Source organism: Crossiella sp. SN42 (genome assembly GCF_023897065.1).
Classification (GTDB): Bacteria; Actinomycetota; Actinomycetes; order Mycobacteriales; family Pseudonocardiaceae; genus Crossiella.
Window position 1 is genome coordinate 551,223 of sequence record NZ_JAMHIV010000001.1, and the last position, 25,847, is coordinate 577,069.

At 73.6% G+C, this 25,847-nt stretch carries 26 protein-coding genes and 1 pseudogene; 11 read left to right on the forward strand and 16 right to left on the reverse strand.

Annotated features, from left to right (window positions below; all coding sequences use genetic code 11):
• Positions 1-2: 2 nt before the first annotated feature.
• Genes M8C13_RS45255 through M8C13_RS02430 form a run of 5 tightly spaced genes read right to left on the reverse strand, consistent with a single transcriptional unit; the run spans position 3 to position 4,654 of the window.
• On the reverse strand, positions 3-674 hold the full coding sequence (locus M8C13_RS45255; RefSeq protein ID WP_252478748.1) for a type II CAAX prenyl endopeptidase Rce1 family protein: 672 nt from the start codon (positions 672-674) through the stop codon (positions 3-5).
• Between the two features lie 6 nt (positions 675-680).
• Positions 681-1,538 carry a SagB/ThcOx family dehydrogenase gene (locus M8C13_RS02415; RefSeq protein WP_252478749.1) on the reverse strand — a complete coding sequence of 286 codons (858 nt, stop codon included), beginning with the start codon at positions 1,536-1,538 and terminating at the stop codon, positions 681-683.
• Between the two features lie 13 nt (positions 1,539-1,551).
• A complete protein-coding gene (locus M8C13_RS02420) occupies positions 1,552-2,919 on the reverse strand; it encodes a YcaO-like family protein (protein ID WP_252478750.1) in 1,368 nt (455 codons plus the stop codon).
• Positions 2,916-3,914 (reverse strand): TOMM precursor leader peptide-binding protein, encoded by a 999-nt coding sequence (locus tag M8C13_RS45260; RefSeq protein ID WP_252478751.1) that lies wholly within the window; start codon positions 3,912-3,914, stop codon positions 2,916-2,918. Before M8C13_RS45260 ends, M8C13_RS02420 begins: the two co-directional genes overlap by 4 nt.
• 14 nt (positions 3,915-3,928) lie before the next feature.
• Positions 3,929-4,654 carry a hypothetical protein gene (locus tag M8C13_RS02430; RefSeq protein WP_252478752.1) on the reverse strand — a complete coding sequence of 242 codons (726 nt, stop codon included), beginning with the start codon at positions 4,652-4,654 and terminating at the stop codon, positions 3,929-3,931.
• A gap of 237 nt (positions 4,655-4,891) precedes the next feature.
• Here M8C13_RS02430 and M8C13_RS44305 point away from each other — a divergent pair, with 237 nt between their 5' ends.
• From M8C13_RS44305 to M8C13_RS02455, 6 genes are all read left to right on the forward strand, one after another.
• Positions 4,892-5,020: a hypothetical protein gene (locus tag M8C13_RS44305; protein ID WP_256508404.1), complete on the forward strand. Its 129-nt coding sequence runs from the start codon at positions 4,892-4,894 to the stop codon at positions 5,018-5,020.
• A 116-nt stretch (positions 5,021-5,136) separates the two neighbouring features.
• Positions 5,137-7,128, forward strand: a complete 1,992-nt coding sequence (locus tag M8C13_RS02435) for an activator-dependent family glycosyltransferase (protein WP_252478753.1) — start codon at positions 5,137-5,139, stop codon at positions 7,126-7,128.
• Between the two features lie 137 nt (positions 7,129-7,265).
• Positions 7,266-7,568 carry a hypothetical protein gene (locus M8C13_RS02440; RefSeq protein WP_252478754.1) on the forward strand — a complete coding sequence of 101 codons (303 nt, stop codon included), beginning with the start codon at positions 7,266-7,268 and terminating at the stop codon, positions 7,566-7,568.
• Between the two features lie 86 nt (positions 7,569-7,654).
• Entirely contained in the window at positions 7,655-8,923 is a 1,269-nt protein-coding gene (locus M8C13_RS02445) for an activator-dependent family glycosyltransferase (RefSeq protein ID WP_252478755.1), read from the forward strand.
• Positions 8,923-9,867: an NAD(P)-dependent oxidoreductase gene (locus M8C13_RS02450; protein WP_252478756.1), complete on the forward strand. Its 945-nt coding sequence runs from the start codon at positions 8,923-8,925 to the stop codon at positions 9,865-9,867. Before M8C13_RS02445 ends, M8C13_RS02450 begins: the two co-directional genes overlap by 1 nt.
• Positions 9,864-11,087: a class I SAM-dependent methyltransferase gene (locus M8C13_RS02455; RefSeq protein WP_252478757.1), complete on the forward strand. Its 1,224-nt coding sequence runs from the start codon at positions 9,864-9,866 to the stop codon at positions 11,085-11,087. The genes M8C13_RS02450 and M8C13_RS02455 overlap by 4 nt, the downstream gene beginning before the upstream one ends.
• On the opposite strand, the gene M8C13_RS02460 is transcribed toward M8C13_RS02455, so the two are convergent.
• The 6 genes from M8C13_RS02460 to M8C13_RS02485 form a co-directional block, all read right to left on the reverse strand.
• Positions 11,060-11,671 (reverse strand): dTDP-4-dehydrorhamnose 3,5-epimerase family protein, encoded by a 612-nt coding sequence (locus M8C13_RS02460; protein WP_252478758.1) that lies wholly within the window; start codon positions 11,669-11,671, stop codon positions 11,060-11,062. The genes M8C13_RS02455 and M8C13_RS02460 overlap by 28 nt on opposite strands.
• Positions 11,672-11,684: 13 nt before the next feature.
• Positions 11,685-13,004 carry an NDP-hexose 2,3-dehydratase family protein gene (locus M8C13_RS02465; RefSeq protein ID WP_252478759.1) on the reverse strand — a complete coding sequence of 440 codons (1,320 nt, stop codon included), beginning with the start codon at positions 13,002-13,004 and terminating at the stop codon, positions 11,685-11,687.
• Positions 13,005-13,011: 7 nt separating this feature from the next.
• Positions 13,012-14,121 carry a DegT/DnrJ/EryC1/StrS aminotransferase family protein gene (locus tag M8C13_RS02470; RefSeq protein ID WP_252478760.1) on the reverse strand — a complete coding sequence of 370 codons (1,110 nt, stop codon included), beginning with the start codon at positions 14,119-14,121 and terminating at the stop codon, positions 13,012-13,014.
• 9 nt (positions 14,122-14,130) lie between these two features.
• Positions 14,131-15,159, reverse strand: a complete 1,029-nt coding sequence (locus tag M8C13_RS02475) for a hypothetical protein (RefSeq protein ID WP_252478761.1) — start codon at positions 15,157-15,159, stop codon at positions 14,131-14,133.
• Between the two features lie 116 nt (positions 15,160-15,275).
• On the reverse strand, positions 15,276-15,605 hold the full coding sequence (locus M8C13_RS02480; protein WP_252478762.1) for a hypothetical protein: 330 nt from the start codon (positions 15,603-15,605) through the stop codon (positions 15,276-15,278).
• Positions 15,606-15,715: 110 nt separating this feature from the next.
• A complete protein-coding gene (locus M8C13_RS02485) occupies positions 15,716-16,345 on the reverse strand; it encodes a TetR family transcriptional regulator (protein WP_252478763.1) in 630 nt (209 codons plus the stop codon).
• Positions 16,346-16,431: 86 nt separating this feature from the next.
• Here M8C13_RS02485 and M8C13_RS02490 point away from each other — a divergent pair, with 86 nt between their 5' ends.
• Together M8C13_RS02490 and M8C13_RS02495 are read left to right on the forward strand one after the other, a co-directional pair.
• Positions 16,432-17,916 carry an FAD-dependent monooxygenase gene (locus tag M8C13_RS02490; RefSeq protein ID WP_252478764.1) on the forward strand — a complete coding sequence of 495 codons (1,485 nt, stop codon included), beginning with the start codon at positions 16,432-16,434 and terminating at the stop codon, positions 17,914-17,916.
• A gap of 210 nt (positions 17,917-18,126) precedes the next feature.
• The gene (locus M8C13_RS02495; RefSeq protein ID WP_252478765.1) at positions 18,127-19,338 is read left to right on the forward strand and encodes a cytochrome P450; all 1,212 of its coding nucleotides are present in this window, start codon (positions 18,127-18,129) and stop codon (positions 19,336-19,338) included.
• Positions 19,339-19,349: 11 nt separating this feature from the next.
• Here the strand turns inward: M8C13_RS02495 and M8C13_RS02500 are convergent, their stop codons facing one another.
• Both M8C13_RS02500 and M8C13_RS02505 read right to left on the reverse strand, forming a co-directional pair.
• The gene (locus M8C13_RS02500) at positions 19,350-20,144 is read right to left on the reverse strand and encodes a VOC family protein (protein WP_252478766.1); all 795 of its coding nucleotides are present in this window, start codon (positions 20,142-20,144) and stop codon (positions 19,350-19,352) included.
• Positions 20,137-20,535 (reverse strand): annotated as a pseudogene (locus tag M8C13_RS02505) (RNA polymerase sigma factor); the annotation flags it as partial. The pseudogene M8C13_RS02505 and the gene M8C13_RS02500, both read right to left, overlap by 8 nt.
• A gap of 98 nt (positions 20,536-20,633) precedes the next feature.
• On the opposite strand from M8C13_RS02505, the gene M8C13_RS02510 reads away from it, so the two are divergent.
• The 3 genes from M8C13_RS02510 to M8C13_RS02520 all read left to right on the forward strand — a co-directional run bounded on the left by M8C13_RS02510 (position 20,634) and on the right by M8C13_RS02520 (position 22,559).
• Positions 20,634-21,023: a glycine cleavage system protein H gene (locus M8C13_RS02510; RefSeq protein WP_252478767.1), complete on the forward strand. Its 390-nt coding sequence runs from the start codon at positions 20,634-20,636 to the stop codon at positions 21,021-21,023.
• A gap of 101 nt (positions 21,024-21,124) precedes the next feature.
• Entirely contained in the window at positions 21,125-21,664 is a 540-nt protein-coding gene (locus M8C13_RS02515; protein ID WP_252478768.1) for a DUF2017 family protein, read from the forward strand.
• A gap of 31 nt (positions 21,665-21,695) precedes the next feature.
• Complete coding sequence (locus M8C13_RS02520) at positions 21,696-22,559, forward strand: methionyl-tRNA formyltransferase (protein ID WP_252478769.1); 864 nt, start codon at positions 21,696-21,698, stop codon at positions 22,557-22,559.
• Here the strand turns inward: M8C13_RS02520 and M8C13_RS02525 are convergent.
• Genes M8C13_RS02525 through M8C13_RS02535 form a run of 3 tightly spaced genes read right to left on the reverse strand, consistent with a single transcriptional unit; the run spans position 22,519 to position 25,811 of the window.
• A complete protein-coding gene (locus M8C13_RS02525; protein ID WP_252478770.1) occupies positions 22,519-24,930 on the reverse strand; it encodes a tetratricopeptide repeat protein in 2,412 nt (803 codons plus the stop codon). The genes M8C13_RS02520 and M8C13_RS02525 overlap by 41 nt on opposite strands.
• Positions 24,931-24,934: 4 nt before the next feature.
• Positions 24,935-25,546 (reverse strand): DUF6879 family protein, encoded by a 612-nt coding sequence (locus M8C13_RS02530; RefSeq protein ID WP_252478771.1) that lies wholly within the window; start codon positions 25,544-25,546, stop codon positions 24,935-24,937.
• On the reverse strand, positions 25,539-25,811 hold the full coding sequence (locus M8C13_RS02535) for a hypothetical protein (protein ID WP_252478772.1): 273 nt from the start codon (positions 25,809-25,811) through the stop codon (positions 25,539-25,541). Before M8C13_RS02535 ends, M8C13_RS02530 begins: the two co-directional genes overlap by 8 nt.
• Between the last annotated feature and the right edge of the window lie 36 nt (positions 25,812-25,847).

The following is a 25,847-nucleotide window of genomic DNA, read 5'->3' on the forward strand; positions in this document are numbered from 1 at the left end:
GGCTACCAGTCCCGGCTGGGCGGCAGCTCCGGCACGGTTGCGGGCGCGGGCGCCGCCTCGGGCGGAGGTCGTGCCGCGAGCACGGCGTTGTGCGCCACGTGCGCGGCCGCCGCCGCGAGCAGGCCCGCGGACTCGGCCAGCGCGGTCAGCACGAGGGCCAGCACCAGCAGGTAGGGCAAGCCGCGCCGGCCGTGCCGGGGCAGGTGCAGCACGGTGAAGCCCGCCACGGACAGCGCCGCGGCGACCAGCCAGGGCAGGCCGGCGGCGGTGAGCGCGAGGACCGCGGCCGCTCGCCAGAGCAGCTCTTCGGCCACCGCGGCGGCGGCCTGCAACGGCAGGCCGGACAGCCGTGGCCGCCAGCGCCTGCCGGCCGCGCCGGAACGCCTGCGGGCCAGGGCCGAGGCCAGCAGCGGCAGTCCGGCGCCGACCACCAGCCCGGCTCCGGCCGCGGCCACCGGGTGTGCGGCGGGCGGCCACGCCCGCGCCGCGGTGAGCACCACGGCCGCGGCGGCGCCGAGGGCGGTGGTGGCCAGGCCGTACACCCGCACCGGCGCGCGGCGCACCGCCAGGGTGAGTCCCGCGGCCCGGCCGCGCGCGAGCAGGCCGAGGCACCAGGGCAGCGCGAGATGGGCCGCCACGAGCACCGCCAGCAGCCCCACCGCGGCCGGGTGCACGGCGGGTCAGCCCGCGGGGGCGGCCGGCGCGGGCGGGCCACCCGGAGTGCCGATCAGCAGGGCGTAGAGCGGGGCGTCGTCCACCCCGTTGTGGTCGGGCAGCAGCGCGGTCAGGCCGGCGTCCAGGAAGCCGCCGACCGGACGGCCGGCCAGGCCGTAGGCGGTGGCCAGCAACAGGATGTTCTGCGCGAGGTGCCCGGCCTCCATCAGGGCGAACCGCAGCGCACGCTGCCCGTACTTGAAACGCGAGCGCCAGAAGGAGGCGGAGAGCACGAGCGTCACCGAGGCCGAGGGCGGCAGGCCCGGCGGGTTCAGGCACTCGCCCAGCGCCGTGGGCGAGACCGCGCCCAGGTCGGCGAGCACGTTGCGGAAGGGGTCGAAGTGGTACAGCCCGTTCGCGGTCAGACCGGGCACGCGCTGGGCGATGACGAAGACGTCCAGGGGGTAGAGCGCGCCACCGGAGGGCGTGGGCCGCAGCGGACGCTCGCCCTCCTGCCCGGAGATGCCGTAGCTGTGGCGCAGCAGGCCGGCGAGCACCGGCAGCCCGACTGGACCAGCCCCGAACGACATCGCGCTGCGGCGGCCGGTCAGCACGGTGACCAGGTCGGCGGCCAATGGTTCCGGCTCGGCCAGGGCCAGCGCCGGTCTGCTGCCGTACCGCCTGCCCGCACGGGTGGTCATGGTGCGCAGGGCGGCCGAGCGTTCCAGCGCCTGCGCGCCGGGCACGTCCCACTGGGCGCTGCTGAGGTACAGCTTGGACGCCTCGAAGTAGTCCTCCGCCGGGTCGCCCGCGCCGGGCAGCCCGCCACCGGAGTAGACGACGTCAACCAGGTTCGCGCTGTCGACCACGATCTGGTCGCTCATACCGGTGCTCCTGTCAGGGGAAGGGATGCGGAAGCGGGTTGAGCTCCGCCGCTTGCGCCGGGGTGCGCAGGCCGAGCCGCACCGGCAGCTCGCGCAGCCGCCTGGTGCCGAGGAAACGCCTGCGGTATCCGCAGTCCAGGGGTTGCAGTTGCGGGGAGAAGACCTTGACCACGTGCCCGCCCGCCTCGGCCACGTCCGGGCTGGTGACGTTGACCGCGATGAGGTCCACCCCCTGCCGGCGCAGGCGGTCGACCAGGGCGTCGCGCAGCACCCCCGGCGTGTCGTCGGGCAGGGCGGGCAGGTCGGCCAGATCGCTGCGCCGGCGGCTGCCGTCGAGGAACTCGGTGGCGGGGATGTGCGTGGGGTGCGCGTAGAGGGAGATGTGGTCGTCGAAGGTGCGCACGGTCTCGTCGAAGTCCCCGTGCGGGTCGACGACCTGGCCGTCGCGCTGTTTGAACACCACCCAGCCGCGGGTGCTGACCGCCTCGCACACCGCCTTGGTCACCGCGCGCAGCGGGGTGGCGCCCGCGGCGGCGCCCAGGCCCAGCGGAGCCAGCGGCGAGCTGCGGTTGCGCACCACGGCCAGCACCGTCGGCACGCCGCTGACCGTGCTGAGGTCGACCGCGGAGACCTCGATGCCCGCTGGGCGCACGTGCCGGTGGAAGAACTCCGCGAGGTCCGGATCCGACTCGACCGCGACCAGCGGCATGGACAGCCGCTGGTACCAGGTGATCATCACCGCGTCCCGTTCGACGAGCTCGAGGATCCCGCTGACCAGCGCCTCGTCCACCGTGCTGCCGTAGGCCAGGCCGTTGCTGGTCGGATAGCCCACCGGATTGACGTCCATGAGATCCGCGCGCAGGTAGACCAGCTGCGCCGGCACCTGCACCAGCGCCCCGTCGGCCAGCCGTCTGCCTTCGGCCCACGGCAGCGGGGTGTCCTCGCCGAAGGGCACGAACGGCGCGCCCTCCCGCGCGTACTGCCAGTCGGCGAAGGGGGTGAACTCCGCGGGGGACACGCACACCAGGCCCCGCGCGGTCAGTTCGCGGTAGCTGCCGTGGCGGAGCTGCTCGAACGGGACCCAGGCGCCGCTGTAGCGCTCGACGGTTTCCCCGATCGCGCCCAGCCGGGCGCTGAGCCTGCTGGTGCCGCATCCCCCGTTCGACCGGTTGGTCATGGTGCCGACCAGCATCCGGGCGTCGCACGCCTCGCCGCCGGTGGAGAAGGCGTACAGCTCGTCCATGTCGTGCATGCGCTCGTAGAGCCTGCGCACGATGCCCACGGCAGGGGACAGGAACGCCGACATGACCCGCTCGGACTCCGTCTTCGGCGTCCACGCGGTGGCCCCGGCCAGCGCCAGCTCGCCGATCGCGGTGCTCATCGGCCGGCCTCCACCGAGCGCCCGAACCAGACCTGCGGGTAGCCGACGCCGCGGGCGGGGGAACACCGCGGGCACCTCGGCACCCGCAGCACGCGGTGGTGCGCCACCGCGACGCCCTCGGGGCCCGCCGTGACGGTGGTGAGCCCGCCGGGCACCGACTGCCACGCCTGCGACTCCAGTCCGGCGCGCTCAGCCAGGCGGTCCACCACCAGACCGGCCTGGACCAGGTTCAGCCCGGGGTGCCGGGTGGAGTGGTCGGGGGCCGGGCCGAGCAGGACGGCCTCGGCGAGCCGGTCCGCGATCGACTCGTCCGGGAACACCGAGGCGCGGCGCAGCCGGAAGCAGTGGTAGCAGGCGGACTCCCCCGGCACGATCCAGGGACCGACGGTGGCGTGCTGGCCGTCGTAGGGCAGCACGGCCAGCCAGGGCCGCCCGCGCGGCTCGGCCAGCGCGCGCTCGTTCCACTCCGCGAGCAGCGGATCCTCCTCCTGCGCGCCGACCACGACGGCGATCCCACCGGGGTCCTCGCCGACGGTGGCGGTGACGCGCAGCCCGCTGTCCCGGCACTGCTCCCGCAGGAGTTCGGCGAGCCTGCCCGCACCCAGCACGGTGACCGCCCGCTCGCGCAGGCGCCGGGCGATCTCCGCCCTGGCCACCGTGCCACCCGCCCGCCGCCACAGGCCCACCGGCACCGGCGCTGCCTGCTCGTCCTCGACCAGCTCCACCAGCAGCCCGGCCTCGGTCAGCCGGGCGAGCAGGGCCTCGATGCCGGGCCTGCGCTCGGCGGCCACCTCCGCCAGGTCCAGGGTCACGGCCCCGTCCCTGGCGCCTGCCAGGAACGCGGCGAGGAAGGCACGCACCCCCGCTCCGGCGCAGCGGGTGACCACGCCACCCCGGCGGATCAGCACCTCCTCCCCCGCCGCCAGCACGCGGGCCTGCCCATCCACCAGCCAGGTCCGCCGCGCGGGCGCCACCGGTCCTCGGGTTGTGGTCACGTCGGTTCCCCTTCTCACTCGGCGTGGGCCAGGCACGCGCGGGCGGCCTGCACGAGGTAGTCCGCCAGCGGACGGGCCGGGCGGCCCAGCGCGCCGGCGAGCACCGGCGAGACCTCACGGTTGCCCGCCGAGGTGCACCAGGTCATGTACCCGGCCCGATGGGCGGCGGAGGTGGGGTCGAACCCGACCTGGGTCATCGCGGAGGCGAGCATCTCCTCGTCCAGCCCCACGTACACCAGCGGCCGCCCGTGCAGGTCGCCGAGCAGCTCACACGCCTGTTTCATGGACACCACCGCGGGGCCGGTCACCTCGTAGGCGGCCTGTCGCCGCGCCGGCTCCTCGGCCAGCCGGACCACCAGGTCCAGCACATCGGCGGCGTCCACCCACGGCGCGCCTGCCGACTGCCAGGCGGTGTACATCGCGCCGCCGGTCTCGTAACGGGAGTTCCAGGCGAGCTCCTGCCCCAGCGGCGCGCACCGCAGCACGCACCAGTCGGCCGCGCCCTCGATCACGGCCGCCTCCCTGGCCGCGACCAGGGCGGGGAAGGAGCCCGGCGGCGCCTGCGCGGCGTTGCGGACCGACAGCACGAACGTGGGCAGACCGCACTCCGGCAGGCTCGCCGCGAACTCGGCGACGAGGTCGCCCGGTTCGAAGGTCGCGGCGTCGATGAGGACCACCTCGGCCTCGGCCAGGTCCTCGACCGGGGTGAGGCGCGGCGAGGACCGCAGTGCGGCCAGCACACTGCGACGGAGACCGAAATGCAGCACACGGAATGCCTTTTCGCGCGACATCAGGCCTCTTTTCATAATTCGGGGTGCGATGCCACAACCGATGGTCGCGGACTCCACTGGCCGGGGCAATAACGATCGAGGAGATCCGCTGTCGTCTCTTTGGTGGACGTTTGGAGAACGCGGGACCCACTTAGGCTGGGCCCGCCGGGTGAATCCGGCATTGCTATTTGTGAAGGGAGGGATCCTGTGGAGAAGTTGTTCATCGAGACCGATGTTCCGGTCATCGAGTTCAGTACGCATGGTGAGGCCATGACCTACTTCGAACCGGTCGCGGCCTACTGCAGCAGCATCGTCTGTTGTTGTTGCAGCAGCTGATCACCTTTTCCTGTCGGCGGTGATCGCCGACCCGGCGGGACGGCCCGGGCGGGGCGCGACCGCCGTCATGCCCCGCCCGTGGCCGGGCACGCCCGACTCTGTCTGCGGAGACCGCTATGCGCGTACTGTTCACCACCTTCGCCGCGCCCTCGCACCTGAACCTGATGGTGCCGCTGGCCTGGGCGCTGCGCTGCGCCGGACACGAGGTGCGGGTGGCGAGCCAGCCCAACCTGGCCCCGGCCATCACCGAAGCCGGGCTCACCGCCGTGCCGGTCGGCCTGGAGCTGGACATGGCCGCGCACGTGCGGGCCACCGGGCGCATCCCCGGCGGGCGGTCCGTGCTCGACCTCGCCGAGACCCGCCCGGACCGGCTGGACTGGCACTACGTGCGTGGGGCGCTGGCCCTCTACAGCACCGGGGTCTCGGCCTTCCTCGCCGATGACCGCATGCTGGCCGAGCTGGTGGACTTCGCGCGCTCGTGGCGGCCGGACCTGGTGGTGTGGGACGCCTTCACCTTCCCCGGCGCCATCGCCGCCAGGGCCTGTGGCGCCGCGCACGCGCGCTTTTTGTTCGGGCCGGACCACTTCGGCCGGATGCGCGCCCGGCTGCGCGAGCTGGCGGGGCAGCGCGCCCCCGAGGAGCGGGACGACCCGATGGCGGCGTGGCTGGCGGCCAGGGCCGGGCGCTTCGGCTGCTCCTTCGACGAGGAGCTCGCCCTCGGCCAGCTCACCCTCGACCCGATGCCAGCCTGGACCCACGAGGTGGCCACCGCGAACCGGGCAGGCCTCCGGTTCCTGCCCTACGGTGGCGCGCTGGAGTGTCCACAGTGGATTCGCCAGCCACCCCCGCGGCCACGGGTGTGCCTCACCCTCGGCCTAGCCGCGCTGGCCTACGGGCTGCCCACTCCCCCGGTCGCCGAGATCCTGGCCGGGCTGGGCCGGCTGGACGTGGAGGTGGTGGCCACGCTCGACCGGGAGCAGGTGCCCGGCCCAGTGCCGGACAACGTCCGCCTGAGCGGTCCGGTGTCCCTGCCGGACCTGCTGCCGACCTGCTCGGCGGTGGTGCACCACTTCGGCGTCGGCACCATCGGCGCCGCGATGACCTACGGCGTGCCGCAGCTGCGGGTGCCGGACGGGGTGAACGTGTGGGGCGAGGCGGAGCTGACCCGCAGGCTCGTCGACCGCGGTATCGCGCTCGCGGTCGAGCCGGCGGAGTTCTCCCCGGCGGCGGTGGCCGAGCGGGTGACCCGGTTGCTGCGTGAACCCGCCTTCCGGCAGTCGGCGGAGCAGGTGCGCGGGGAACTGGCCGGCACCCCGAGCCCACACGACCTGGTGCCCCGGCTGGAGGAGCTGGCCGCGCGGCGGCGGCCGGGACCGGCGCCCGCGCCCGCCCTCCGGTACGGGCCGGCGGCCGCGCGCGTCTACGACCTCGTGCACCGGCACCGCGGGCGCGATCGCGCGGCCGAGGCGCGACAGGTCCTCCGGCTGGCGCGCTCGCGGCTGCCGTCGGCGAGCTCCCTGCTGGACGTGGCCTGCGGCACCGGCGCCCACCTGCGCACCTTCGGCGAGGAGTGCGCGGAGGTGCATGGGCTCGACCTGTCCCCGGCGATGCTGGCCCACGCCGGCCGGGTGCCGGGCGTCACCGTGCACACCGGTGACATGCGCGCCTTCGACCTCGGCCGCACCTTCGACGTGGTGTGCTGCATGTTCGCCTCGGTCGCCTACCTGCGCGACACCGGTGAACTGGCCGCGGCCCTGGCCTCGATGGCCCGCCACCTGTCCCCCGGCGGGGTGCTGGTGCTGGAGCCGTGGTGCTTCCCCGAACGCTTCATCGACGGCTACGTGGGCGCCGACCTGTGCCAGGAGGAGGACCTGACCGTGGTCAGGGTGTCGCACTCGGCGCGGACCGGCGACCAGGTCGACATGCGGGTCCGGTTCGTCACGGCTGACGCGGGCGGTCTCACCGAGTTCGCCGAGGTGCACACCATGACCCTGTTCAGCCGCGCGGAGTACACCGAGGCGCTCACCGCGGCCGACTGCACCGCGGAGTACCTCGAGGACGGGATGCCGGGCAGCACCTGCGGGGTTTTCCTGGGCGTGCGCAAGTGATCCAGGCGCCTGCCGTGGACGTGCGCGCGGAGTCGCTCCGGGACTTGGGGAACTCCTCTGGAGAACCAGCCGGATGCGCTGGAACGGGGGACTCCGGAACGACCACTCCCCCGGCGCCGACTCGGTAGCATTGACCCATGGACCCGATCACCCTTGCTGTCGGTGGGGGCCTGCTGATCATCGGATACCTCACCGGCCGGCTCACCCGGCGCAAGCGCCCGCCGGAGCCGGTCACCGCCGTGTGCGGGTGCGGTCACTCCCTTGCCCTGCACGACGTCGCCGACGGCGCGTGCCACGGGGAGAACGCCCGGCCCAAGTCCTACAACAAGAAGGGCGACTACGTCGGCACCGTGTACACCCGGTGCCCCTGCCGACGCTACGTCGGGCCCCAGCCGCTGGAGGACATCATCACCACGCGCTACCTCCCGCCCGCGCCCTGAAGCGTTGTCCACCCAAGAGATGACGGGTCAACGCCCATCCCCGTGGCTAGCCTGAACTTGTTGATCAGGAAGCCGCGGAGGCCCGAATGCGTGTCCTGTGCACCACCTTCGCCGCGCCCTCGCACCTGAACCTGATGGTGCCGCTGGCGTGGGCGCTGCGCTGCGCCGGTCACCAGGTGCGGGTGGCCAGCCAGCCCAACCTGGCCGAGGCGATCAAGGACGCCGGGCTCACCGCGGTCCCGGTCGGCGCCGAGCTCGACCTGGCGGGGCAGGCCCGCGCCTGGGGCGGCGCACCGGCGGACGGGACCCTGTACCGCAGCGGGCTCCGGCTGGACGAAACCCGTCCCTCGGTGCTGGACGCGGACTACGTGCGCGGCGCGCTGGCCTTGTACGGCACCGCGATCTCCGGCTACCTCGCCGATGAGCTGATGCTGGCCGAGCTGGTCGGGCACGCCCGTTCCTGGCGGCCGGACCTGGTGCTGTGGGACGCGCTCACCTACGCGGGCCCCATCGCCGCCCGGGTCTGCGGAGCGGCCCACGCCCGCGTGCTGTTCGGTCCGGACCACCTCGGCCGGATGCACCGTCTGCTGGGCAGCCGCCGGGACGATCCGCTGACGGCCTGGCTCACCGCGCGGGCCCAGCGCCACGGCTGCGACTACCACGACGAGCTCGCCGTCGGGGCGCTCACCCTCGACCCGATGCCTGCCTGGATGCGCCAGCCCACCGGCTTGCCGCAGCTGGCCGTGCGGTTCGTGCCCTACAGCGGTCGCGGCGACCTGCCGGACTGGCTGGCGCGCCCGCCCGCCCGGCCACGGGTGTGCCTGACCCTGGGGCTGGCCAGCAGGGCGGGCGCGCTGACCGCGCTGCCGGTGGCCGACCTGCTCGCCGCGGTGGCCGGCCTGGACGTCGAGGTTGTGGCCACTTTGGACAGTCAGCAGCTCGCGGCGGTGCCCGAGGTGCCGGACAACGTGCGGCTGGTCGACTTCGTGCCACTGGAGGCGCTGCTGCCCAGCTGTGCCGCGATCGTGCACCACCTGGGCGCGGGCACCATGGCCACGGCCGTGCTGTGCGGGGTGCCGCAGCTGTGCGTGGTGGAGGACAACACCATCTGGGGCGAGCCGGGCCAGGCTCGCCAGCTGGTGGCCAGGGGCGCCGCGCTGGCCGTGCGCGCGCGGGAGCTCACCCCCGGGACGCTCGCGCGGCAGCTGAGCCGGCTGCTCACCGAACCCGCCTTCGCCACCAGCGCGGCCGGGTTGCGGGCGGAGATGCTGGCCACCCCCAGCCCGCACGAGGTGGTGCCCCGGCTGGAAGAGCTCGCGGCCGGCCGCGCGGGTGTGCTCGCCGGGAGCGCCTGATGACGCCGCCACGACCGCCGCTGGTGGTGGTGCTGGGCTCCTCGGGGCCGCTGGGTGCCGCGGTGGTGCGCGAGTTCGCGGCGCGGCCGGTGTCGGTGCGCGCGGTCTCCCGCCGCCACACCCCCTGCCCTGGCACGGACGTGGAGGTGCGGGCCGCCGACCTCACCGCAACCGGAGCGCTGGCCGGCGCGGTGGCCGGGGCGGACGTGGTCATCCACCTGGTCGCGCACCGCCGCGCCGGCCACGACTGGCGGGTCTCCGGCGAGGACCGGCACGCGGAGCGGGTCAACACCGGGCTGATGCTCGACCTGCTGGCGGAGCTGCGGCGGCGGGCCGGCCGCGGCGCGGCGCCGGTGGTGCTCTTCGCCGGATCCACCTCCCAGGCGTGGGGCCCGGCCGTGGCCTACGACCGGCACAAGCTCGCCGCGGAGGAGGCGCTGCTGGCCGCGACCCGGGACGGCGTGGTGCGCGGCGTGTCACTGCGGATGCCCACCCTCTACGGCCCCGGTTCCGGGCACGGCGTGGTGGACACGATGCTGCGGCGCGCCCTCGCCGGGTCCCCGCTGCCGGTGTGGGGTGACGGCGCGGTGCTGCGGGACCTGGTGCACGTGCGGGACGCGGCCGCGGCCTTCGCCGCCGCGCTCGCCGAGGCCGGCGCGCTCGCCGGAGGGCACTGGGCGGTGGGCTCCGGCGAGCCGGTCACCGTGGCCGAGCTGTTCGGCCGCATCGCCTGGGCCGTGGCCGAGGTGACCGGCCGCCCGCCCGTCTCGCTGACCACCGTGCCGCTGGGACCGGCCGCCGTCGAGACGGACCTGCGGGACCACCGCGGCAGTCCGCACGAGTTCCACCGCGTCACCGGCTGGCGGGCCCGGATCCCGTTGGCGCAGGGGCTCCGGCAGACCGCCGCGGCCTGCCTCCGCCGAGCACCCGAGGAGCTGCCATGACCACCCTCGCCTGCCGGGTGTGCCCCGGCGTCGTCGCCGAGTTCTTCGACTTCGGCAGGCAGCCGCTCTCCGACGCGTTCCGGTGGCCTGCGGAGGAGTCGCCGGAGTTCTTCCACCACCTGGCCGTCGGCGTGTGCGACCGGTGCGAGCTGGTGCAGCTGATGTCGGATGTGCCGCCGGAGCTGATGTTCCACCAGGACTACCCGTACCTGTCCTCCGGTTCGGCGGGCATGGCCCGCCACTTCACCGAGTTCGCCGAGCGGGTGCTCGCCGGGCTTTCCCGGCGCCACGATCCGCTGGTGGTGGAGATCGGCTGCAACGACGGCGTGCTGCTGTCGGCCATCGCCAGGGCGGGCGTGCGCCACGTCGGGGTGGAACCCTCCGGCGGGGTGGCCGAGCGGGCCAGGGCCAAGGGTGTCTCGGTGCGGACCCAGTTCTTCGACGAGCCGACCGCGAGGGAGATCCTGGCCACCGACGGCCCGGCCGACCTGGTGTACGCGGCGAACACCTTGTGCCACATAGCGGATCTCGGTTCGATCCTGCGCGGCGTGCGCGAACTGCTGGCCCCGGACGGGGTCCTGGTCTTTGAGGACCCCTACTTCGCCGACATCGTCGAACGCACCTCCTTCGACCAGATCTACGACGAGCACGTCTTCTTCTTCACCGTCACCTCCGTGCGCGCCCTGGTGCGGCCGTACGGGCTGGAGCTGGTCGAGGCCGAACGGCTGCCGGTGCACGGCGGCGAGCTCAGGTACACCGTGGCCCGTCAGGGGACCCGCCCGGTCTCCCCCGCCATCACCGAGCTGCTCGCCGGGGAGACCGCCGCCGGCCTCACCCGGGAGCGGACGCTGGCGGAGTTCGGCAGGCGGATCCGGCGCAACCGCACCGAGTTGCTGGCCCTGCTGCGCGAACTGCGCTCCCAGGGCCGCACCGTGGCCGGCTACGGGGCCACCGCGAAGAGCGCCACCGTGCTGAACTACTGCGGGATCGGCCCGGAACTGCTCTCCTTCGTCTGCGACACCAGCCCGACCAAACAGGGCAGGCTCACCCCCGGCAGCCACATCCCGGTGCGTCCGCCCGCGGAGTTCGCCGAGCGCGGGCCGGACTTCGCGCTGCTGCTGGCGTGGAACCACGCCGAGGAGATCTTGGCCAAGGAACAGGACTTCCGGCGGCGCGGCGGCCGGTGGATCCACTACGTGCCGACGGTGCGGGTGTCCTGAGCCGGGTCCACGCAGTCGGTGTAGCGCGGCAGCAGGCCGGCTGCCCGGGCTCGCGCCAGCGTCGGGGCGGCCCGGTCGCGGGCGGAGCGCACCAGCTCGATCCCGTGCGGCAGCGGCAGTCCCAGCTCGGGATCGGTCGCCGAGACCGCCAGCTCGTGCTCGGCGACGTAGCCGCCGGACATGAGGTAGGACATCACGGTCCCCTCCGCCAGGGCGAGGAAGGCGTGCCCGACGCCAAGGGGCAGGTAGACCGCGCCCGCGGTGGTGCCGTCCAGTTCGACGGCGTCCCAGCGGCCGAAGGTCGGCGACCCGATCCGCAGGTCCACCACCACGTCCAGCGCCCGGCCCCGCACACAGCTGACGTACTTCGCCGTGCCCGGTGGCGTCCGGGTGAAGTGGATCCCGCGCAGCACGCCGCGGCGGGACTCGCTGATGTTGGTCTGCGCCACCGGGAACAGCGCTGTCCCGACGGCCGCGCGGAAGGCGGGCTCCTGGAACGGGGAGACAAAACTTCCCCGGTCGTCCAGGTGGGTCTCGGGGACGAACAGGTGTGCTCCGGTCACGGCGAGCCGGTGGGTCCGCATCGGCGCAGTCCTCTCACCCGTCGGTCGGCGCGGTCAGGCTGTGGAAGCAGGCGAGCAGGGTGCGGCCCTCCACGTTGAGGTAGTGCCCGTGCCGCAGCAGGCCGCCCAGCTGCCGCGCGGTCAGCCAGCGGAAGCGTCCGGGCACCGCGAGCGGGAAGTCCTCGCCGACCCGGACGATCCGGTACCGGGTCCGCGCGTGGCGGAAGCGCCCGCCTTCCTCCGACAGCACGGTGTCGAACAGGACTTCACCGGCGGCGGCCGGCTCCGACTCCAGTGGCACCGGCCGGTCCTGGCCGGGCGCCACCTGCACGGTCGGCCCCAGCTCGACCAGGTCCAGCAGCCCCAGTTCGACCCGTGCCTGCACCAGCAGGTGTGGCACTCCGCGCCACTGGCGGATGACCATCGTGGCCATGCCCTGCCCGAAGGGTTCGAGCAGCGGCTGGGTCCACTCCCGCACCTCGCGGTTGTGTGCGCCGGCGCGCACCCCGACGACCCGGAACTCCCGGCGGCGGCGGTCGGCGATCTCCTCGGGCGTACGCGACCAACCGTCCACAGTGGATAGTGGTACCAGCCGTGCCTGCCACGCGCAGTGCGCCCTGGCCGCGGTGAACCAGCTCAGGATCTCCTGCCGGGTGTGCACCGAGGGCCCGGCCACACCCGGTGGCGGGGGCAGGCAGGACAGCACCGTGCGAGCGTCCATGTTGACCAGGTTGTCCACCGCCAGCAGGGCACGCAGCAGGTCCAGGGTGATCCACCGGTAGTCCTCGTGCGGCGGCACTGGTCCCCTGGCCCGCACCACCATGTTGCGGTTGCGCTTGCGCCAGAACCAGGCGCCCTGCTCGGACTGGAGCACGTCGGCCAGCACCTCACGGGGACCCGGGTCGGTGAAGTGCCGCAGGTAGCGGGTGGCCGCGCCACCGTGCACCTGCTGCTGGTTGCTCCTGGTGGCCTGCACGGTCGGGGAGAGCTGGAGCCCGTTGACGTTGCCCGGTTCCCACTTGGCCTGCATCAGGCAGCACAGCCTGCCGCCGAGGTCGGCGACCAGGATGCCGAGCACGCCGATCTCGGGCTGGTGCAGGACCGGCTGGGTGCGCACCTGGCCGGTGTCGTCCTTGGCCAGCAGTCCTTCCACGGTGAAGAAGCGACCGCTGCGGTGGCCGAGGTTGCCGGTGGCCGGGTCGAAGTCCCACTGGTCGAGCTGATCGAAGGGCACCGTGCGGACCTCGAACCGCCCGGCTCGCTGCCGCTGCGACCACCACCGGTGGAAGTCCTCGGCCGTGGCCAACGGCTCCTGCCCGCGCAGTGCCGCCTCGGCCGCCCGCAGCTCGGTCACGACGGCCTCAGATCCCGGCCAGGACGGTGTGCAGGGCGTCGATCACCCGATCCTGCTCGTTCCTGGCCAGTGACGGGTACATGGGCAGCGAGAAGATCTCCTCGGCAAGCGCCTCGGTGACCGGCAGCGAACCGGGTCCGTTGCCGTGGTGGGCCAGGCCGCGCTGCAGGTGCGCGGGCCACCGGTAGCTCACCGACAGCGCGATGTCCTTCTCCCGCAGGCGTCGCAGGATCTCCTCGCGCCGGGGATGGCGCACCACGTAGAGGTAGTAGACGTGGTCGTTGCCCGGTGCGAGCTCCGGCAGGCGCAGGTCGGTCTCCCGCAGGGCCTCGGCGTAGCGGCAGGCGATCGCGCGCCGGGCGGCGAGGTAGTCCGGCAGGCGCCGCAGCTTGCGGCGCAGGATCTCCGCCTGCACCTCGTCCAGGCGGCTGTTGTGCCCTGGCGTGCTCACCACGTGGTACTGCTCGGCCATCCCGTAGTAGCGCAGCCGCCGCAGCGCCGCGTCGACCCCGGGATCGGCGGTGACCACGGCGCCGCCGTCACCGTAGGCGCCGAGCACCTTGGTGGGATAGAAGGAGAAGGCGGCCGCGGCGCCGAGGGATCCGGCGAACCTGCCGCGCTGCCGGGCGCCGTGGGCCTGCGCGCAGTCCTCCAGGATGGGCAGCCCGTGCGCGGCGGCGATCTCGTTGAGCGCCTCCAGGTCCGCGCACTGGCCGTAGAGGTGCACTGGCAGCAGGCACCTGGTCCGTGCGGTGAGCGCGGCGGGCACCTGGCTGACGTCCATGAGGGCGGTGCCGGGGTGCACGTCGACGAACACCGGGACCGCGCCGACGGCGTCGATGGCCACGATGGTGGGCGCGGCGGTGTTGGCCACGGTGACCACCTCGTCGCCGGGGCCCACGCCGAGCGCGCGCAGGGCGAGCACCAGGGCGTTGGTGCCGTTGTCCACGCCCGCGCAGTACGGGCGGCCGAGGAAGGTGGCGAACTCGCGCTCGAACTCGCGCACGCTGGGCCCCAGCACCAGGGTCCCGGAGCGGAAGACCGTGTCCACGGCCGCCAGGATGTCCTCGCGTTCCCGCTCGTACTCCCGGAGGTAGCCCCACACCAGCTGTGTCATCGCCGCCCCCTAGATCGCCAGTTGCCAGCCACTGGGTTCAAGACCGAGGCCGAGGCGGATCCGCCCGTACAGTGGGTAGATCCGGCTGCTCACCTGCACCTGCTGGGTGATCACGTGCGCGTCGCGCAGCCGCCGCTGCAGGGGGTTGTCCCGCCGGACGACCGCGCCGCCGCCGAGCGGGTAGACCGCGTCGACCACCGCGGTGGCCTCGGCGGTGGCGTGCGCCAGCGCCAGCCGGGCCCGAGCGCGCTGTTCCCTGGCAGGCGCTCGCCCCGCCACCGCCTCGTCCCAGAGCTCGGCCACCGCCTCCAGCAGGAAGGCGCGCGCGGCGTGCAGCCGGGCCTCGGCCCTGGCCAGCTCGACCACGGCCAGCTCCGGACCGCTCGACCCCGGACCGGCCAGCGCGAGGTAGTCGGCCACCGCGCCGGCGGCGTTGCCCAGCGCGGTGGCGGCGAAGCCGAGCGCGGCGTGCACGGTGACCGGGAAGCGGGACAGCGCGGCGCCGGTCCGCGGCCGCCACGCGCTGGTGTCCAGCAGGCGGTGCGCGGGCACCAGGGTGCCGGGGTGGACGGTGAAGTCGCCGGAGGCGGTCGCGCGCATGCCGTGCGCGTCCCAGTTGTCCACCACGGAGAACTGGCCCGCAGGCACGAACCCGAGCAGCATCCGGCCGTCGACCACCATGCCGAAGCCCATCCAGGAAGCCACCGCGCCCGCCGATCCCCACGGCCACTGTCCAGAGTGGACGATCAGTCCGTCGTCGGTGAGCTCGCCACTGCCCTGGGGCAGCCCGGAACTGCCGACGGGCGCGGTCCCGGCGAAGACCTCACGGGCGGCGTGCTCACCCAGGTAGTGGCTGAACACCGAGTTCGCCGAGGACACCGCCGCGTACCAGGCGGCGGAGGCGTCGCCCTCGGCCACCGCGGCGATGGCCAGCACGATGGTCATCGGATCGACCTCGGGACCCCCGACATCCTCGGCCAGCCCCAGCCGCAGCAGGTCCGTGCGCGCGTACTCGGCCAGCACCTCCGGCGCCAGCACACCCGCGCCCTGCCTCGGCGTGCGCCCTGGCCACCGCGGCCACCTCCCGGGCAGCGCGGACGAGCTTTTCCCTCATGCCCCTGATCGAAACACGCGGGCGAGGCCCGCCCCAGGTCTCACTTTGGTGGACAGAGCACCGCGCGCCCCCGGCACCGGAGCTGTCGAGGCCCGATTTCCGGTTCCGGTGGCGGAATCAGCGTGGGGACACGCGGGCTCGAGGTTGGAGGCGGCTCGGCGCCCAGCGCCGCACCGGCCTCAGCCGCCAACCCCGCCCACACCACGCCCAGCGGCAGCGCCAGCCACGAGCCGCCTGGCACCAGCAATGCCACCAGGAGCACCGGTGCGGCCAGGGCCATGCCGCCCAGCAGCGCGCCGTAGGCGGTGATCGCGGGCTGGGCCTGGCCGCCGGGTGGGGTGGCGAAGGGTTTGTCGGGCGGTGCGGGCACGTGCGGCACCCGCGCGGAGAGGATGGTGGCCAGTGCCGCGGAGCTGCTTCCGCAGGGCCAGGGCCGGGGTGGCGGTGTGCTGATGCTCCGGCCCCGAACCGGCCAGATCCTCAGTCGCCATGCTCGGCCCCGTGTCGCAGCAGCTCGAACGCCTCCGCCAGCGCCGCCTCCGCCTCCGGGTACACCTCCGCCGCCGAGCGCCCCGAGGCGATCGCCCGTGAGTTCTCCTGCATCAGCATCACCTCCAGCGCCCCGAACTGCACCGCCACGAACTGCGCCCGCCGGGGCGGATAGCCGGCCTCGGTGAGGGCCGCCACCAGCATCGCCTCCGACTGCTCGGCGAACCGGCGCAGCCGTGCGGTCAGGCTCTCCGTGCCGGTGATCAACTGGTAGAAGCGGACCACCTCCGGCTCGTCGCACAGGCCGCTGATCGGGTCCTGGCGGCGTAGCGCGTCCAGCCAGCCGCGGTGCAGCGCGGCCAGCGGGGACTCCCCCGGTTTCCGGGCGCGCACGTGGCGGGCCGACTCGTCCTGGTGGTCGGCGAAGCGTTGCACCACCAGGTCTTCCTTGCTGGGGAAGTACTTGAACAGGGTGCGCTTGGACACCTCGGCGGCGGCGGCCACGTCGGCGACGGAGACCTGGTCGAAGCCGCGTTCCAGGAACAACGCGATCGCGGCCTCCGCGATGGCTTCGCGTGTCCGCTGCTTCTTGCGCTCGCGCAGTCCCGTTGGCTCACTCACCGGCCCATCCTAGCCAACTCGTACACCCGGGCGATAAGTAAACCTGGTATATCTTTCTACCGAGTGGACCTTTTCGAGGGAGAGTCATGCGAACTCAGGTGATCGTCGTGGGGGCCGGGCCGACCGGTCTGATGCTGGCGCACGAACTGCTGGTGGCCGGGGTGTCGACGGTGGTGGTGGAGCGACTGCCCAGGGCGAACGTCCAGTCCAGGGCGGACAGCCTGCAGCCGCGCACCGCCGAGGTGCTGGACCTGCGCGGACTGCTCGCGCCGCTGCTGGCCGGCGTGCCGCTGACCGGGCTGCTGGGCGGGCACTTCGCCGGGTTGCCGGTGCCGCTGGACTGCACGCCGTGGCAGACGCGCTACCCCGTGCCGGTGCCGGTCTCCCAGGGCAGGCTGGAGGGCTTCCTGGAAGAGCGGGTCAGCGCGCGCGGCGGCACGGTGCTGCGCGGCACGGCGGTGGTCGAGGTCGGCCAGACCGCGCACGACGTCCAGGTCAGCACCGACACCGGCCGCACCCTGTCCGCCGAGTACGTGGTGGCCTGCGACGGCGCGCACAGCACGGTGCGCAAGCTGCTCGGCCTGCCCTTCCCCGGCCAGGCCGCCACCGCCCGCTCGGTGGTCGCCGACGTGGTGCTGGCCGCGCACCCGGACACCCTGGCCGAGGGCAGGCGCCACTTCAGCGAGCGCATCCGCGCGGCCAACGGCTACTGGACCGTGCTGCACCCGTTGGGCGACAACGTCTTCCGGTTCATCTTCGGCAGCATCGCGGACCCGAACCCGCCGCGCGAGCAGCCGGTCACCGAGGCGGAGGTGCGGGCCGCGCTGCTCGCGGTGTACGGGCCCAGCGCCGAGCTGACCGCGATCCGCGCCGCCTCCCGGTTCTCCGACGCCTCCCGCCAGCTGGAGAGCTACCGCCAGGGCCGGGTGTTCTTCGCCGGGGATGCCGCGCACATCCACCTGCCGGTCGGCGGCCAGGGCGTCAACCTGGGCATCCAGGACGCGATGAACCTGGGCTGGAAGCTCGCCGCCCAACTGCACGGCTGGGCTCCTGCGGACTTGCTGGAGACCTACCAGAGCGAGCGCCACCCGGTCGCGGCCGGCGTGCTCGCCAACACCCAGGCCCAGGGCGTGCTGCTCAACCCGGAGGGCGGTGCGGGCGTGGGAGAGCTGCGCGCGCTGATGGCCGAGCTGATGCGCCTGCCCGAGGTCAACCGGCACCTCTCCGGCATGATCTCCGGCCTGGACATCCGCTACGACCTGGCCGGCGCGGACCACCCGCTGACCGGCCGCCGGATGCCCGACCTGGACCTGGTGACCACCGGCGGCGCGGACCGGGTCTCCGCGCTCACCCACACCGGCCGCGGCCTGCTGCTGCGCTTCGACGACCGGACCGAGGTCACCGCCGAGGGCTGGACCGACCGGGTCGAGGAGGTCACGGCCAAGACCGCCGAGGACCCGGGCGCGGCCGCGGTGCTGCTCCGGCCGGACGGGCACGTGTGCTGGGCCGGGTCCGACCCCGCGGTGCTGACCACGGCGCTCACCCGCTGGTTCGGGGCCCGGACCGGCTGAGGTTCAGGCGGCGCGAGGGCCGGTGCCGTTTTCGCTTGCCCGGCAACCGCATCCGGCACTCGCGCCAGCCGCCCTGCCGACCGCAGACCAACTCCGGCACGCGTTCTTGTCCTCTCGTCCACTTCGGACTCAGCCGGACCGGTGCGGCCCACGTGCGATAGTGGTGGCCGCGAGGTCCGGTCAGCAAGATGCCCACCGAGAGGGCTCCTCATGGCATCCGGCGATTCCCAGCCACCACAGCTCCACGGACCCGAGTTCGACGCGGACCCGGCCCCGGCCTACCACTGGCTCCAGCGGCACTCGCCGGTGCACCGGGTGGAGTTCGCGGCCGGCCTGTCCGCCTGGCTGGTCACCCGCTACGCCGATGTGCACGCGGCCCTGACCGACCCGCGGCTGGCGAAGGACCCGGCGCGCGGCTGCCCGTTCTGGCGGAACTCGGGCATGGGCCTGCCGCTGGACCACCGGCCGTCGCTGGCCCAGCACATGACCAACGCCGACCCGCCCCGGCACCAGGACCTGCGACGGCTGGCCAGCGGCATGTTCAGCACAGAACGCCTGCACCAGTTGGAGATCCGCGTCCGGCAGGTCACCGACGAGCTGCTGGACCGCATCGCACCGCGCGGTCAGGCCGACATCGTCAACGACCTGGCCTACCCGCTGTCCACCACGATCATCTGCGACCTCATCGGCGTGCCGGCCGAGGACCGCGCCAAGCTCCAGCGCCAGGCCGCCGTCATCGACGCCTCCGACGCCACCGACCGCGAGGACCTGCTCGCGGCCACCGACGCGATCGACGCGTACCTGGCGGACCTGCTGGCGCGCAAGAAGGCCGAGCCGGGCGATGACCTGATCAGCCACATGATCCAGAGCCGGCACCGCGGCGCGATGACCGACGACGAGCTGACCTCCACCGCCTTCCTCATCCTCATCGCCGGGCACGAGACCACCACAGCCCTGGTCGGCAACTCGGTCCTGGCCGCGCTCACCCACCCCGAGCTCGCCGCCCGGATCCGCGCGGACGAGGCCCAGCTGGCCGGCTTCGTCGAGGAGTCGCTGCGCCGGGACTGCCCGGTGCGCAACGTCAGCTGGCGCTTCCCCACCGAACCGATGCGCCTGGGCGGCCAGGACCTGATGCCCGGCGAACCCGTGCTGCTGTCGATCCTGGCGGCCAACCTGGACGCCGAGCAGTTCACCGACCCGGACACCTTCCGGCTGGACCGGAATCCCGAGGACCACCTGGCTTTCGGCCGCGGCAGGCACGCTTGCCTTGGCGCCGCGCTGGCCCGGCTCCAGGGCGCCACCCTGCTCGGTGCGCTGCTGCGCCGGTTCCCCGACCTGGCGCTGGCCGAGCCGGTGGACCGGCTGCGCTGGTGGCCCAGCCCGATCATCCGCGCCCTCTACGCCCTGCCGGTCACGTTCTGAGCCGGCCACGCTCAGGCGCGCTGCCACAGCCAGAACTCGATGCCCTGGTTGTCGGCGCACTCCGCGGTGATCCCGTAGGACCCCCGCTTCGGCGCGGAGGCCTGGCCGCCATGCCCGCGCACGGCGCGCGTGGCCGCCTCGATGTCGTCGACGGCGTACATCGGCCGCCAGCCGCTCTGCCGCTGACCGCCCCACAGACCGGCCATGGTCAGGCCGGCGCCCTCGACGCCCCAGGCGCGGGCGACCTGCCCCGGCTCGAACCGCCAGCCGAAGACGCCGCCGTAGAACTCCTTCGCGGCCTCGTCGTCGTCCACGGTGAGGGTGAAGTTGCCCACCTCCCCGTGCGCCGGTCGCACCTGCTCGACCGAGGTCACCGTCCACTGGTGACCGAACGGGTCCCGGACCGTGGTCGCTCCCACCGGCTGCCCGCCGTGTTCGACGAGCCTGCCGATCAGACCGTCCACATAGGACTCGGCGATGCGCAGTGCGGAGCCGGGACCGGCTTCGGCCGACTGGACCACCGAGATCACCGAGTTCCCGATGGCGATGTCGACCGTGCCGTCCTCGTGCTCGGCGTGTCGAACCGCACCAAAGACGGCGCGGTAGAACTCGATCGCGCGTGCCAGGTCGGACACCCGCAGGCAGGGGGTGACGGTGCTCGTCACCGTCGCTTGGGTCGTTGGCATGGTTCCTCCATCCGGTTCGAGAATCGCGTTCTCCAGGCGGGCGCGGAGCTCGGCGGCGAACCGCGGATCCGGGGCGAGCGGACGTACCGGCTCGTGGAGGGCGTCGAACGGATCAGCCATGGCCACCCTCCTGTCCCTGGTAGACGCGCCGGAACGCGTTGCGCGCCCGCACCAGCAGCGATTCCGTGGCGTGCACGGTGCGGCCGAGGTGTCCGGCGACTTCCACGACGGGCAGGCCGTCCAGATAGCGCAAGGTCAGCGCGGCCCGGTGCTGGGCGCTGAGCCGCGCCAGTACCCACTTGACGTCCAGCGCGTCCAGCTCGGTCTCCCACGGATCGGTCTGATCGACGGTCTCCCGGTGCAGATCCGCGAGCCCCCGCTGCTCGCGTTGCCTGGCTCGCCAGTGGTCGACCAGCTTGTGCCGCGCCACCCCGATCAGCCAGGCCGTGCTCACCGCCGGCGCGTCCTGGCGGCGAGCGGCGCCAACAGCCGCGAGAAACGGGGCCGTCGTCGCCCGGACCCGAACTCCGTCGGGTGGTCACCAGACTTTTGTCGGGCCATCCCGGCCACGGCTCAAGATGTGGCCGGGATCGGTCGATCCCTACCGGTATGGCCGCGTCCACTGATTTCGAGGCGGTGCACTTCACCTCCGACCACAACTGGGTCCGCTTCGACGGCGACACCGCGCGGATCGGTCTCACGGCGTGCTTCGCCGAACGGCTCACCGGCCTGCGCCAGCTGTCCCTGCCCGGACCCGGCAGCCTGGTGCGCCAACGGGATCCGTGTGGTCTGCTGGCCACTCGCCACTGGTGCGGGGACCTGTTCGCCCCGGTGACCGGCACGGTGACCGGGGTCAACCAGTTCGTGCTCGACCGGCCGGGACTCATCCGGCAGGAGCCCTACGGCGCGGGCTGGCTGTTCGAGGTGCGCGTGACCACCGCGCCCGGCGGGCTGCTCGACGGCCTCGGCTACCTCGAACTGACCAGCCAGCAGGGCTGAGGCGGGCAACCTGTCCGGCACCCGGCTCCCTTCACTCCGGGCCGACAACCCAAACGGGTAACGTCCGGCGGTACTGACCATGGCCGACGGGGGTGGAACGGGTGATCCGCTGGGGACGCGCTGGCGGCCGTTTCGTCGGCATCACCCAGCCGCAGCGCATCCGCTGGCTGCACGCCCGGCTGATCCTGCTGCGCGAGCTGCTGGACCGCCGCACCGCCGAGTACTCCACCGACTACCCCCTCGGCGACCGGCTCGGCCTGCCCATGCCCTGCGCCCCGCCCGCGGACCCGGCCCTGGCCACCCTGCTGCGCACCGGCCTGCTGGACCCGGACGAGCCCCCGGAGATCCAGCTCTGGCACGAACCGGAGTTCCTCGCCTGGCTCCAGGACGGCATCACCGCCACCCTGGCCACGCTGGAGGACCAGTACGGGTTGATCACGGTGGCGGTGGACCCGGAGGCGGTGCGGCAGTGGAGCTCGGTGCTGCTGAACCTGCGGATCGCCTACGCCGCGGCCCGCACCCCGGAACTGCTGACCGCCGGGGAACTGCCGGACCCGTCCGAGGACCGGCGGTTGGTCTATGAGCACGCGGCCTGGTTGTGGGACGCGGTGAACACCTTGCACGCCTTCGCGGTCAGCTGAGCACCCGGCCGGGAGTGCGAGCATGGGTGGTGTGGACGCGCCACTGCGAATCGTTCTCATCTCCTTTTCCGCCGACCGGTTCGCCGCCCTGCACGAGACCTGTGCGCGCGGCGGCCACCTCCCGGTCGCCTACGCCTACTCACGTTCCCTCAAACCCGGGACTCCCACCGATCCGGGCAGTGCGAAAGCGGTCGCGGAAATCACCGACGCGCTGCCGCCGGGCATGGACCTCATTCTCCCGGGCAGCGCCCGGGGACTGGCGAAAAGCATCGCCGGTCACCATCCGGACCTTCTGGTTGTTTACGGTTTCTCTTGGAAAATTACCGCCGCGGTACGCAAGATGACCCGACTGGGCGCTATCAACATCCATCCGTCGCTACTCCCACGTTATCGCGGTCCCGCGCCGCTGCTGCACGCCATCCGGAATGGCGACCCCGATATCGGGCTGACCGTGCACTGGATGGACGAGGGTTTCGACACCGGGCCGGTGCTGGCCAGCCAGGGCGGCATTCCGCTGGCGGAGGAGGTGACCGCGGCCGGTCTGTGGCAGCTGACCCGGCCGGTGCTGACCAGGCTGCTGACCACCGCGCTGGACCGGGTGGTCGCGGGCCATCCCGGCGAGCCGCAGCCGGAGACCGGCGCCTCCTACGCCGGGCCGCTGGGTCCGGACTTCGGCGAGGTCGACTGGTCGGACACCGCGGCCGCCGTGCACAACCAGGTGCGCACCCACCGGTTCATGGGGCCTGGGCGCGGGCCGGTGGCCGAAGTGGACGGAGTGCGGATCCGGTTGCTGCGCACCAGCCTGACGCCTGCCGAGGGCCTGCGGGTGCGGTGTGCGGACGCGCCGATCTGGATCACCGAGTCCGTTCCGGCCACTGCGCCAGCCGCGCCCTGATCCGCTCGCGCATCGCCGCCGCGCGCTGGTCAGCGAAGCGGTCCAGGTTGGTCAGCGCGTCCGTCCACAGCGGAACGGGGTCGCCGGGCGGGTCGGTCTCGGCGTGCGCGTCGGCCAGGTTGGCCAGGGTGACCGCCAGCTGCCAGTCCTCGCCGAGTCTGCGCTGGGTGACCGCGGCGACCTGGTGGAAGCGCACCGCCTCGGCCGGGCGGCCCAGCGCGCGGTAGGCCTCGCCGGTGGCGTTGAGCGCGACCGCCTCCCGGGCCTGGTCGCCGAGCTGGCGCTGGATGGTCACGGCGTGCTGACAAGAGGTCAGGGCGAGCTCGGCGGCGCCCTCGGCCACCTGGAGGCGGGCCAGCTCGATCAGCCAGTGCGCCTGCCACGCCTGGTTGTCCGCCTGCCGCGCGATCTCCAGGGCCTCCTCGATCGCGGTCCTGGCCTCGCCGAGCCGGCCGCGCTCCCGGTGCGCCCTGGCCAGCAGGTGCAGCGCGTTGCCCCGGCTCACCTGGTCGTCAAGATCGGTGTAGACGGCCAAGGCCCTGGTCAGGTGGTCGGCGGCCTGGTCGAGGTCGCCTTCCTCCAGGCAGGCGTCGCCGAGGTTGCCGCGCAGCACCGCGGCCCAGCGCCGCTCACCCAGCGCTTCGAACGCGGCGAGCCCGCGCTCGAACTGCGACCTGGCCTCAGTCAGCCGTCGCTGGCGCAGCGCCAGCAGGCCCAGGGAGTTGATCGACCGGGCGGCGCCGTGTTCATCGCCTGCGTCCCGGCGCAGGGCGAGTGCGGCGCGGTGGCAGTCCGCGCTCTCGGCCAGCCGTCCGCTCTGCAGGTAGGCCACGCCGAGGCTGGTCAGGGTCTCGGCCTCGCCTGCCCGGTCGCCGAGCCGCCTGGCCGCCTCCAGGCCGGTCCGCGCGGTGTCGATCCAGTCGTCGAACATGTTGCGGTGCTGGTAGAACTCGCGCAGCAGCGCGGCCAGCCGCCAGGCCGGCTCTGGCAGGCCGTGGTCGGCGGCGAGCCGGGTCATCGCCACCAGCGCGGCGCGCTCCTCGGCGAACCAGCGCAGCGCGTCGGCTTCGGTGGCGAACCGCGGCGACGGGGTGGTCAGCGCCTGCTCGGGCAGCGGGGTCCGCGCGGCGAACGGGGCCAGCACGGCGACCGCGGCATCGGTGGTGCGCAGGTACCACAGGCACAACCGGGTCAGCGCGGCCAGCCGGGTCGCCTCGCGCTCCATCCGCTGCGCCTGGTCGGTGGCGTAGGCGCGGAGCAGGTCGTGGAAGCGGTACCGGTCGCCGGGGCCCTGTTCGATCAGGTGCGCCCCGGCCAGCACGTCCAGCAGCCGGCGGGCCTGCGCCAGCTCCGTGCCGGCCAGCGCGGCCGCCGCCGCGTCGCTGAACTCCCCGGCCGGGCACAGGCCCAGCAGCCGGAACAGCCGGGCCGCCTCAGCCCCGAGGGCTCGGTAGGACCAGGCGAAGACGGTGCGCACGGCATCGGCCTCCTCGTCGTTGTCCGCGGTCAGCGCGTCCCACAGCCCGGACTCGTCCCTGAGGTCGTCGATCAGCTCGGCCAGCCGCCGGTGCGGACGGCTGGCCGCGCGTTCGGCGGCGATGCGCAGCGCCAGCGGCAACCGGGCGCACAGCCGGGCCAGCTCGGCGGCCTCGTCCTCGGCGCGGTAGCCCGCGGTGACCTTGCGCAGCAACGAGACCGCGTCCGCCTCACGCAGCACGTCCACCGGCACCCGCCAGGCCCCGTCCCTGGCCACCAGCCCGGACAGCCTGCTCCGGCTGGTGACCACCACCAGGCTCGCCGCGGTGCCCGGCAGCAGCGGCCGGACCTGGGCCGGGGTGGCCGCGTTGTCCAGCAGCACCAGCACCCGCTGGTCGGACAGCAGCGATCGGTACAGCGCGGCGCGGTCCTCCACCCCGGCCGGGATGCCGGTGACCGGAACGCCGAGCGCGCGCAGGAACCGGTCCAGCGCCTGCCCGGCGGTCACCGGCGGACCGGGGTCGTAGCCGCACAGGTTCACGTACAGCTGGCCGTCCGGGAACCGCTCGCGCACCCGGTGCGCCCAGTGCAGCGCCAGCGAGGTCTTGCCCACGCCCGCGGTGCCGGTGAGCACCAGCAGCCCGGCCGCGGCCGGCTCGTCCGGGTCGCCGGTGAGGATCTGGGTGAGCCGGTCCAGCTCCGGCTGCCGGTTGACGAAGCCGCGCACCTCGCCCGGCAGCTGCCTCGGCATGGGACCCGGGGGCCGGGGTGCGCCGTGGAAGTGCACCCCGCCGTGCACCGCGCCGGCCTGCACCACCTCCGCGGCCGGACCGGACAGCTCAGCCCGGTTCTCCGGCCGTGCCCGGTCCTGCTCCCCCGGCCCACCGTGGCTCACCGGGTCAGCCTCCGCACGGCATGCGGCGCCGGGCGACCTCCCGGTCGAAGAAGGCCGCCAGCTCCTCCCCCGTGTCGTACAGGTCCTGGATCAGCCGCTGGCAGCGCCGGATGAGGTCGCGGTCGGTGAACCGCCTGCCACCGGCCAGCCTGCCCTGCTGGTCGTAGACCGCCTCGTACATCACCTCCGCGCCCACGGTGAAGACCTCCGGCAGCGGCCCGGCCCGCTCGAACGGCTCGACCTGCTCCGGCCCGACCACCCGGATCCGGGCGCCGCAGGCCGCCCGCAGGCGCAGCACCTCCAGCTCCCAGCGCAGGTAGGGGGTCAGCGGCGACTCCACCACCCGGACCCGCCAGTACCGCGACCCACGGGCCGCGGCCCGCCGGTAGTAGTCCAGGAACCCGTCCCGTTTCCGCGCCACCAGCCGCAGCGCCTCGGCCCAGTCGCCGCGGTCGAAGGCCACCCAGCTGTCGTTGTCCGGTTCGGCGAAGCTCTGCTGCCGTTCCAGCTTCCAGAAGCCTGGCGGCCCGATCCGTCCCATGTCCCGTTCGGAGAGCCGGTTGAACTCCGCCAGCGTCAGCTCGGCGCAGTGTGCGCCGGCGAGCAGTTCACGCATCGGGAATATCCCCCTTCGCGGCCAGCATGGTAATCCGCGGAATGACCACGAGTCGCTCATCCTCCGCAATGGACACTCCGGCCGGCAGCCGCGATCGGTGCGCTTCGGTGAGGTCCCGCCCGATCACCGCGACATCACCGTTGTCCAGTTCCCATATGTCCGGACAACTGTTCTCCCCGCTGGTCGTGCCGAGATCTCCCGGTGACCTTCCCCATCTCCGGTTCAACACGGCCGCCGGATCAGCTTCCCACCTGCGTTGTGGCATGCCACATCCCCCTCTTGGAAAAAATCCACGACAACA

Bases quoted from the DNA above. Each gene is read 5' to 3' on its own strand.
- M8C13_RS02460 (WP_252478758.1), bottom strand. From the start codon at position 11,671: ATGCGGACCCACCGGCTCGCCGTGACCGGAGCACACCTGTTCGTCCCC.
- M8C13_RS02470 (WP_252478760.1), bottom strand. From the start codon at position 14,121: ATGACACAGCTGGTGTGGGGCTACCTCCGGGAGTACGAGCGGGAACGC.
- M8C13_RS02450 (WP_252478756.1), top strand. From the start codon at position 8,923: ATGACGCCGCCACGACCGCCGCTGGTGGTGGTGCTGGGCTCCTCGGGG.
- M8C13_RS02435 (WP_252478753.1), top strand. From the start codon at position 5,137: ATGCGCGTACTGTTCACCACCTTCGCCGCGCCCTCGCACCTGAACCTG.
- M8C13_RS02415 (WP_252478749.1), bottom strand. From the start codon at position 1,538: ATGAGCGACCAGATCGTGGTCGACAGCGCGAACCTGGTTGACGTCGTC.
- M8C13_RS02440 (WP_252478754.1), top strand. From the start codon at position 7,266: ATGGACCCGATCACCCTTGCTGTCGGTGGGGGCCTGCTGATCATCGGA.
- M8C13_RS02500 (WP_252478766.1), bottom strand. From the start codon at position 20,144: ATGGCTGATCCGTTCGACGCCCTCCACGAGCCGGTACGTCCGCTCGCC.
- M8C13_RS02530 (WP_252478771.1), bottom strand. From the start codon at position 25,546: ATGCGTGAACTGCTCGCCGGCGCACACTGCGCCGAGCTGACGCTGGCG.
- M8C13_RS02445 (WP_252478755.1), top strand. From the start codon at position 7,655: ATGCGTGTCCTGTGCACCACCTTCGCCGCGCCCTCGCACCTGAACCTG.
- M8C13_RS02510 (WP_252478767.1), top strand. From the start codon at position 20,634: ATGGCCGCGTCCACTGATTTCGAGGCGGTGCACTTCACCTCCGACCAC.
- M8C13_RS02490 (WP_252478764.1), top strand. From the start codon at position 16,432: ATGCGAACTCAGGTGATCGTCGTGGGGGCCGGGCCGACCGGTCTGATG.
- M8C13_RS02495 (WP_252478765.1), top strand. From the start codon at position 18,127: ATGGCATCCGGCGATTCCCAGCCACCACAGCTCCACGGACCCGAGTTC.
- M8C13_RS02420 (WP_252478750.1), bottom strand. From the start codon at position 2,919: ATGAGCACCGCGATCGGCGAGCTGGCGCTGGCCGGGGCCACCGCGTGG.
- M8C13_RS02535 (WP_252478772.1), bottom strand. From the start codon at position 25,811: ATGCCACAACGCAGGTGGGAAGCTGATCCGGCGGCCGTGTTGAACCGG.
- M8C13_RS02455 (WP_252478757.1), top strand. From the start codon at position 9,864: ATGACCACCCTCGCCTGCCGGGTGTGCCCCGGCGTCGTCGCCGAGTTC.